This is a genomic window from Rhizobacter sp. (assembly GCA_021153565.1).
Taxonomy (GTDB): Bacteria; Pseudomonadota; Gammaproteobacteria; order Burkholderiales; family Burkholderiaceae_C; genus Albitalea.
Genome location: JAJKJU010000353.1, coordinates 1 through 9,063, shown reverse-complemented (window position 1 = coordinate 9,063; position 9,063 = coordinate 1). Strand labels below are relative to the sequence as shown.

Here is a 9,063-nt window from a genome sequence, read left to right as displayed (position 1 = left end):
GGCGCTGGGCGGGATGCGATGCAAGGCGCTCCGAGCGCCGTGTGGCGAACCACACAAGTGAGGAGCAACGCCGCAGCGCGCCCGCCCTGCGCCCCCAAAACGGGAAATTGTTTCGGGCCAAATCCTGAACAGCCACCCCAACAAAAATGGCCGCTCTACAGCGGCCATATCTATTGGCGGATGGGGATTGGAGACGGAGTCAACTTAAGAGCCGCCCCGGGTCAACATCCAGCTTTGCCAACGCGCTCCGCGTCGCGCGCGTCGTCAGCGATTCGTCCTGTGCCGGCACCAGCAGCCCCGCCTGCAGGAAAGCCGCCAGCCGCTGCTGCTGGAACAGAATGCCCCGCCCCTGCGGCGACACGAAGAGCGTCAATTGCTTGCGCAACCCCTGCCAAGCCAATTGCACCTGCTCGTTGCGGTTGCGGTAATCGAGCATGAACCAGCTTCCGACCTGAAGCTCTCGCGCCCAGGACAGCATGGCCGGGGTCGGCATCGAGCCACCCTCGCCCACCACCTCGAGCTCGGAACTCTCATGCCCCGAGAGATCGAGCACCAGCAATTCATCGATCTCGACATCTTCGGCATCGGGCAGAAGCTCTTCGAGCGTTTCAAGCCGGGCCATGAGTTCTTCGAGCCGATCGTGCGGAATGGCGGCCGCCTTTGCGGTGAAGGCCGCGGCCAACGAATTGTTGAGCTTCTGGATGTGCTCATCCTGCTTGACCGTCGGCACGCCCGCGTTCTGCATGCCCTCGCGCAGCGTCTTCAAAAGCGGTGGCAGCCGGCGGATGACTTCGGCACGTTCTTCGCGCGAGACCTTTGCACTGGCCGACCAGATGAGGTCGGCCGCAACACGCTTCATCGCCTTGGTTTCTTCGCTTTGCAAATCGAACTTAACGGCCGTCGTGGCAAGCACGTCAGCCCAGACATGGAAGAGAAACTCTCGCACCCCCTCCTGCACTGGTACCTCGTTGAGCATCTTGCGCAACTCGATGGTGTACTGAATGGCGAGCGTTTCGCGCTGCTCCACTTGCTGTGCAAGCGACACGCCCTTGCGCGAGGCCTCGTTCTCGTTTTTGAAATAGTGCTCGAGAAACTTCTCGAACTCGGTGAGGACAGTCTGGAAGACTCGCCGGCCAGTGTCGGGGTAAGCCTCGACCACCTGCACCACTCGCTTGATTTCTTTTTCGACCAGATCTCCGGCCGCACGCATCGTGGCGTCGAACCCCATCACGCAGGCGCCCATGCGGTCAATGAGGCGCCGCGCGGGGTGATCGGTGGTGGCGAAGAAATCGGGCTCGCTCACCGCGACGCGCAGCACCGGCATCTGCAACCGCGCGAACCAGACGCGCACCGTCGCCGGGATGCGTTCTTCCGTCAGGAGGCTCTGGAACAGCAAGGCGACTATCTCGATCGTCGCACGCTCGACCGGCGTGCTCGCCGCCTGCTTCAACTGCTGTTTGCGCTGTTGCAGTTCCTCAAGCAGCATTGGCGTGCTGACTTGCTGACCGACCATTCCCGGCTGATCGTCCGTTGCCGATTGCAGCCGTTTGGCGATCCCTTGTTGCGCATCGCTGATGGCAGCACGCAAGGCCTGAGATGCTGGCCGCGCCTGCTGCGTGTTGGCGAATTCGGGAAGCTGTCGCCCAATCAGGCGATTCAATCGGCCCAGCACCGCCTCAGCATGGTCTGCGCCACGCACTATGCCGCCAGCCCGAGTCATCAATCGCGTTTCATCATGAACCTCGGCGCGCGGATGATCGGGCGAGACTGGTGGGCCGCCAGAATGCGAAAAGCCCGTGCCAGTTCCGGTGGTTACTCCACTTGACGACCACGAGGAGCTGCGCGTGCGGCGAATGAAAGGGCGCAGGTCGATCTCCGGCAGCACACGCTTCTGGATCAGCCAGCGGTTTGTCTCGTGATAGGCCTCTTCGGCAAAATGCGCGAATTCGTCGTGCAGTACTGTCTGCAACGTGCGCCATGCCTCGTGGCTGAGTCCCGCCGTGCGCCATGCATTGGTCACGATGCGGCTCAGTACATGCGGACGAAGAACATCGTTTGGGTCAAGTTCCTCGCGCCCTTCGAGGCTGTTCATGCGAGAACACATGTCGGTGAACTCCCAGGACGCGCGATCCATCATCGCCAGCGCCAGACGCGAGCTCAGGATTTCGCTTTCGATGGTGTCGTTGTCGACGAGGCTCAGGCCCGCGCCGGCTGTAAAACCTCCGCCACGTTGGCCCATGGCCGAAAGATCGGGAGGGCGAGCCACTGACAGTCCGCCGCCTTGGAACGCGGCGCGAAGTGCCGATACCGAGCCCTGAAGCCAGATACCGTGCAGCTTGGCGAGGTCTTCCACGACGTCACGCCGGCGCATCATCGTGGCTGGATCGGCCACCTGACTCAGCAGGATTCGCGCACCACTGTCGACAGCCTGGACGACGTTCGGAAGCCCATTGAGCAAACTCTCGACGTAGGAACGCCGTGCCTGTGCGGCCAGTGCCATCGAGTTGGCGGCGGTCGCCATGTGTTTGGAGTAGCTGCTCGCGGGGTAAGAGAGGACCTTGAACTCTACACCACCGCCCCGGCGTTCGGATCGTCCGGATCGATTTCCTTGGCCGAAGACTTCATGAGGTCTTCACGCTTGACCCCCAACCACATCGCGATTGCCGCGGCAACGAAGACTGAGGAGTAGATGCCGAACAGGATGCCGATGGTCAGCGCGACTGCAAAATAGTGGAGCGTCGGGCCTCCGAAGAGCAGCATGGACAGCACCATCATCTGCGTGCAGCCGTGGGTGATGACCGTGCGGCTCATGGTGCTCGTGATCGCGTGGTCGATGACTTCGTGTGTCGCCATCTTGCGATAGCGCCTGAAGGCCTCGCGGATCCGGTCGAAGATCACAACCGATTCGTTTACCGAGTAGCCGAGCACCGCCAGCACCGCCGCCAGCACGGACAGCGAGAACTCCCATTGGAAGAACGCGAAGAAGCCGAGGATGATGATCACGTCGTGCAAGTTCGCGACGATGGCCGCCACCGAGAACTTCCATTCGAAGCGGAAGGCGAGGTACAGCATGATGCCGGCGACTACAAAGGCCAACGCCTTCGCGCCGTCTTGCGCGAGTTCCTTGCCAACCTGCGGGCCGACAAAATCGTTGCGCTTGAGCACCACCGGATGCGTGCCGTTCGCGTCGCACACCGGGCCGCTCACGGTCTCGCCCTTGTCGGTTCGAGTTTCCTTGATCGACACGGTACCGTTTTCGACGCGGCACAGTTCGCCGAATACCTTGGCGACGACGATATCCTGCTTCATGTCGCCCCGCACCGGGAGGCGGATGAGCACATTGCTCGCGCTGCCGAAGTTCTGCACTTGCACGTCGCCGAGCTTCAGGCCTTCGACCTTCGCGCGTACCTTGGCCACGTCGGCGGCTTGCAAATAGGCGACCTCGATCAGCGTGCCGCCAGTGAACTCGATCGACAGATGCAGGCCGCGCGTGAACAGGAAGAACACCGCCGCGAGAAAGGTGACGAGAGAAATGATGTTGAACACCAGCGCGTGCCGCATGAACGGGATGTCGCGCTTGATACGGAAGAACTCCATGTAAATTCCTTGCTCGAGTTCCTGGGGGGTCAAGTCTTGGCGGCCGTGGCCGGATCGTCGACAGAGGGCCTCCACACCTGCCCAATCGATACGCCCTTCAACTTCTTCTGACGGCCGTACCAGAGATTCACGAGTCCACGAGAGAACACCACCGCGGAGAACATCGACGTGATGATGCCCAGGCAGTGAACGACAGCGAAGCCCTTCACCGGGCCGGAGCCGAACGCCAGCAGCGCAAGACCAGCAATGAGCGTCGTGACGTTGGAGTCGAGAATGGTCGCAAAGGCTCGTTCGTACCCTGCATTGATCGCCGCTTGTGGAGAGGCGCCACCCCGCAATTCCTCTCGCACGCGTTCGTTGATCAGCACGTTTGAGTCGATGGCCATACCGAGCGTGAGTGCGATCGCCGCAATGCCCGGCAAGGTCAATGTCGCCTGCAGCATCGACAACACCGCCACGAGCAAGAGCAGGTTGAGCATCAGCGCCAAAGTAGAGAAGACGCCGAACAGCCGGTAATACAAGCACATGAAGATTGCAATGGCCGTGAAGCCATACACGAGGCTGTTGAAACCCTTGGCGATGTTGTCAGCGCCGAGGCTCGGGCCGATGGTGCTTTCTTCGATGAATTCCATCGGTGCCGCAAGAGCACCTGCGCGAAGCAGCAGGCTCAACTCGTTGGCAGCGTCGGTAGTCACCATGCCGGTGATGCGGAACTCGCTACCAAGTTCGCTCTGAATTCGCGCGACCGTCAGCACTTCGCCCTTGCCCTTTTCGAACAGGATGGCTGCCATGAAGTTGCCGACGTTGTTGCGCGTCGCATCGCGCATCTGCCGCCCCCCCTTGGCATCCAAGCTGACCGACACAGCCGGCTGCTGGTTCTCGTCCGGACGCGGTTGCGCGTTGGTCAGCATCTCGCCTGTGGCAATCGCTTCCTTGTAGACGATGACCGGAGCGCCCCGGCCGATGGTGTATTTCTCGCGCCCGAAGGGCACCGGGCCCGAGCCGTCGAGCGCCGCGCGCGCCTCGGTCGACATGTCAGCCAAACGGAATTCGAGGTTGGCCGTGCGGCCGATGATGTCCTTGGCCTTGGCCGTATCCTGGATGCCCGGCAATTCGACCACGATGCGGTCGGCGCCCTGCTGCTGGATCACCGGTTCCGCCACCGCCAGTTCATTGACGCGGTTGTGCAGCGTCGTCATGTTCTGCTTGATCGCAGCTTCCTGCGTGGCGCGTGCCGCTGTCAGCTTGAGCGTGCCGATCAGCTTGAAGTCGTTGGGGTCCGTGATGGGCGCCCATTCGAGGTCGGTGAACTGATCGGCGAAGAGGTTTTGCGCGGCCGTCAGCCCTTCCTTGTCGCGCAATGTCACGACGATGTTGTTGCCGTCCCGCGATGTGCTTCCGCGAATGGTCTTCTCACGCAATGCCGTGCGGATGTCACCCACCAGCGCGTCGGTGCGCTTGTTCACTGCGGCCTTCATGTCCACCTGCATCAGGAAGTGCACGCCGCCGCGCAAGTCCAGGCCGAGGTACATCGGAAGCGCATGCAAGGCCGTAAGCCAGCGTGGAGACCGCGACACGAGGTTCAGGGCAACCACATAGGTCGGATCGGCCGGATCAGGATTGAGCGCCTTGCTGACCACGTCCTTGGCGCGAGATTGGGTGTCCAGGTCCTGGAAGCGCGCCTTGACTGAATTGCCTTCGTACTGGACGAAGTCGGGCTTCAGCTTGGCCTCCGCCAGCGCCTGCTCGACGCGCGTCGCGGTGTCTCGCGTGATCCGCACCGTGGCTTTGCTGCTGCTCACCTGCACGGCCGGCGATTCGCCGAAGAAGTTGGGCAGCGTGTAGATCAGCCCGACCAGCAATGCGATGACAAGCATCGCGTATTTCCAAAGGGGATAGCGGTTCATGACACCTTTCCTCAGACGGATCGCGCCGGCTCACCTTCAGAGCTGAAGCCGGCTTCCCTTCCATTGCCGCCTTACTTGATCGTGCCCTTGGGAAGCACCTGGATGACGGACGAGCGCTGCACCTGGATTTCGACACCATTGGCGATCTCGACGTTGAGATAGGTGTCGCCCATCTTGGACACCTTGCCGAGAACTCCGCCAGCGATCACTACCTCGTCTCCCTTGGCCAGGGCCTCGATCATCGTCTTGTGCTCCTTCTGGCGCTTCATCTGCGGCCGCAGTACGACAAAGTAAAGAGCGACGACCATCAACAACGGAAAAATCATCCCGCCCATGCTGCCGAATGGGGAATCGGCGGCGGCCGGCGCGGCCTGGGCAAAAGCTTCAGAAATGAACACTTGAACGGTCCTTAATACGTCGTCTGTAGAACTTCTACGAGACCGGGCGATGGAGTCCCGGCAAAACTTTGGGATTGTACGGCTCAGGGTTTGGGGCAGGTCTACAGTCGTGACTTACATTCCCAAACAGGAGAGCCGAAATGGCCGGACGCGAATCCACAACATTGCTAGACCAGCTCATTGCCGCAGCGCGGGACACCGATCCCGGAGAAACACAGGAGTGGATCGATGCGCTTCAGGCTGCGGTACGCGAGGGGGGTGCAGAACGGGGACTGTTTCTGCTCGAGCGACTGGAAGAACAGGCGCAGCAACTGGGCATCGTTCCCCACGTACAGCCGTATTCGGCTTATCGAAACACAATACCGGTGGAGCAGCAGGGGCGCTACCCGGGAGATCTGGCCATCGAAGAGCGCCTGACGGCAATCATGCGGTGGAATGCGCTTGCGATGGTCGTGCGTGCCAATCAAGCGTATGGCGAGCTGGGCGGTCACATCGCGAGCTATGCCTCGGCGGCGGAGATTTTCGAGGTCGGCTTCAACCACTTCTTTCGCGGCGACGACTCCTCAACTGAAGCACCGCGGAATGCGGACCTCGTGTACTTCCAGCCCCACTCTGCGCCCGGCGTCTATGCGCGGGCTTTTTTGGAAGGGCGCCTGAGTGAGGAACGCTTGGCCCTCTACCGGCAGGAATTGAGCGGTCCGGGATTGAGTTCCTACCCCCACCCGTGGCTCATGCCCGACTTTTGGCAGTTCCCGACAGGCTCCATGGGCCTGGGTCCATTGAGCGCGGTCTACCAGGCGCGCTTCCTGCGCTACATCGAGCACCGCGGATTGCAGAAGACATCGCACCGGCATGTGTGGGGCGTGTTCGGCGACGGCGAGATGGACGAGCCCGAGTCGATCGCCGGACTCACACTGGCGGCGCGCGAACGCCTCGACAATCTCACCTTCATCATCAACTGCAATCTGCAGCGGCTCGACGGGCCCGTGCGCGGCAACGGGCAGATCGTGCAGGAACTTGAATCGCTCTTCACCGGCGCGGGGTGGAACGTGATCAAGGTGTTGTGGGGTTCGGACTGGGACGCTCTGTTCGCCCGCGACACGAATCACGTGCTGCTGCAGCGACTCGCGTCCACCGTCGACGGGCAGTACCAGACCCTCGGCGCCAAGGACGGCGCCTACAACATCGAGCACTTCTTCCGTCAGGACCCGCAAGTGCAGAAGCTCGTTGCGCACATGAGCGAGAGCGAGGTCAATGCGCTCAAGCGCGGCGGGCATGATTTCCGCAAACTGCATGCGGCGTTTTCGGCGGCGCGCGCACACCAGGGGCGACCGACGGTCGTCCTCGCCAAGACCAAGAAGGGATATGGAATGGGGGGTGCGGGGGAGTCGCGCATGACGTCCCACCAAGCGAAGAAGCTCGATATCGATGCGGTAAAGGCCTATCGCGACCATTTTGCGCTGCCGCTGTCGGATGAGGACGTCGCTCAGCTTCGGTTCTACAAGCCCGAGCCCGACAGCCCGGAGATGCGCTACTTGCTGGAGCGCCGCGCGGCCCTGGGCGGCGCGCTGCCGGCACGCAAGAGCGATGCGCCGGTGCTTCGGGTGCCGCCGCTGCAGAAGTGGGGTGGCTTTGCGCTGCAAGCCCAAGGCAAGGAGATGTCCACCACCATGGCCGCGGTTCGCATGCTGAGCGGCTTGCTCAAGGACGAGGCAATGGGCCCGCGAGTCGTGCCCATTGTTGCCGACGAAGCGCGCACCTTCGGTATGGCGAGTCTATTCCGCCAGATCGGCATCTACTCGCCGCACGGGCAGCTCTACGAACCAGAGGACGCGGGCTCGATGTTGTCCTATCGCGAAGCGCGCGACGGACAACTGCTGGAAGAGGGCATTACCGAAGCGGGCGCGACGTCATCATGGATCTCGGCGGGAACGTCGTACAGCGTGCATGGGCTGCCGATGCTGCCGATCTACATCTACTACTCGATGTTCGGCTTCCAGCGCGTGGCCGATCTTATCTGGGCCGCAGCCGATCAGCGCGCACGTGGCTTCCTGTTCGGCGCGACGGCCGGTCGCACAACCCTCGGCGGCGAAGGCCTGCAGCACCAGGACGGGCACAGCCTCGTGATAGCCGCAACCGTGCCCAACTGCTGCGCGTGGGACCCGTGCTTCGCAAGCGAAGTGGCAGTGATCATGGACCATGCGATGCGGCGCATGCTCGAAGATCAGCGCGACGAGTTCCACTATCTCACGCTAATGAACGAGAACTACGAGCATCCTTCGCTCCCGGCCGAGTCGCATGGCGATTTGTTGCGCGGCATGTACCGCATCGCGACGCACACCCCAGAGCGTTCGGGCGGACTCGTGCGACTGCTGGGCAGCGGAACAATCTTGCGCGAAGTGATGGCGGCAGCAGAATTGCTGGCGGCGGATTGGGGCGTGTCAAGCGAAGTCTTCAGCGTCACAAGTTTCAGCGAACTGGCGCGTGATGCACGCGAGGTGGAACGAAGCAATCGATTTCAGCCGGGTACGATCGATCGGGTGAGCCACGTACAGCGAATGCTAGCCGGCAGTGCGCCTGTGGTGGCCGCCACCGACTACGTCCGCGCATGGCCGCAGCTGATTACAGAATACGTCGATGCACGCTACGTGACATTGGGCACCGATGGCTTCGGCCGCAGCGACACGCGCACGGCGTTGCGCAGCTTCTTTGAAGTGGACCGTTACCACATCGTGCTGGCTTCGCTGCAGGCGCTGGTGCGCGAAGGCAGGCGGACGGCACTTGCTGGGCGAGGCGATGCAGCGTTACGGCTTGACGATGGACGCGATACCGCCTTGGGCTCGTTGAGTCGGAGCTTGGGGCTGATTTGAGGGCGGGGCGGCAGCGGCGCTCGCTGAAGCCGCGGCGGCGGCGTCCAGCTCCCCGGCCTTGGCAGCAGCCTCGATCAGTTCGCGCTGCTTCGCGATCAGGCAGTGGATGCCGGGCAGGCGACCGCAGTGCCGACTTGCGGATCACAACTGGGACATCATCTTGCGCGACCGATACATGAACCTCGCGCTTGCTCAGAGGCTGAGAGTATTTCGAGCGTGTCCGAGCAGCACGTCAAAAGGCGCCGGATCTAGGCGCAAAGCGCAGCCATAGCTCGTGCTATGGCGAGCATT

At 62.1% G+C, this 9,063-nt stretch carries 5 protein-coding genes; 1 reads left to right on the top strand and 4 read right to left on the bottom strand.

Annotated elements, in window-relative coordinates; genetic code table 11:
• Positions 1 to 199: 199 nt before the first annotated feature.
• The 4 genes from AC30NL_RS21845 to yajC form a co-directional block, all read right to left on the bottom strand.
• Entirely contained in the window at positions 200 to 2,521 is a 2,322-nt protein-coding gene (locus tag AC30NL_RS21845; protein WP_489466089.1) for a DUF1631 family protein, read from the bottom strand.
• Between the two features lie 44 nt (positions 2,522 to 2,565).
• Positions 2,566 to 3,597, bottom strand: coding sequence for a protein translocase subunit SecF (gene secF / locus AC30NL_RS21840; RefSeq protein WP_489466088.1), 1,032 nt, complete (start codon positions 3,595 to 3,597; stop codon positions 2,566 to 2,568).
• 29 nt (positions 3,598 to 3,626) lie between these two features.
• Positions 3,627 to 5,504 (bottom strand): protein translocase subunit SecD, encoded by a 1,878-nt coding sequence (gene secD, locus AC30NL_RS21835; protein ID WP_489466087.1) that lies wholly within the window; start codon positions 5,502 to 5,504, stop codon positions 3,627 to 3,629.
• A gap of 71 nt (positions 5,505 to 5,575) precedes the next feature.
• Entirely contained in the window at positions 5,576 to 5,902 is a 327-nt protein-coding gene (gene yajC / locus AC30NL_RS21830; protein WP_489466086.1) for a preprotein translocase subunit YajC, read from the bottom strand.
• Positions 5,903 to 6,042: 140 nt separating this feature from the next.
• Here yajC and mdeB point away from each other — a divergent pair, with 140 nt between their 5' ends.
• Positions 6,043 to 8,772: an alpha-ketoglutarate dehydrogenase gene (mdeB, locus tag AC30NL_RS21825; RefSeq protein ID WP_489466085.1), complete on the top strand. Its 2,730-nt coding sequence runs from the start codon at positions 6,043 to 6,045 to the stop codon at positions 8,770 to 8,772.
• Positions 8,773 to 9,063: the final 291 nt, after the last annotated feature.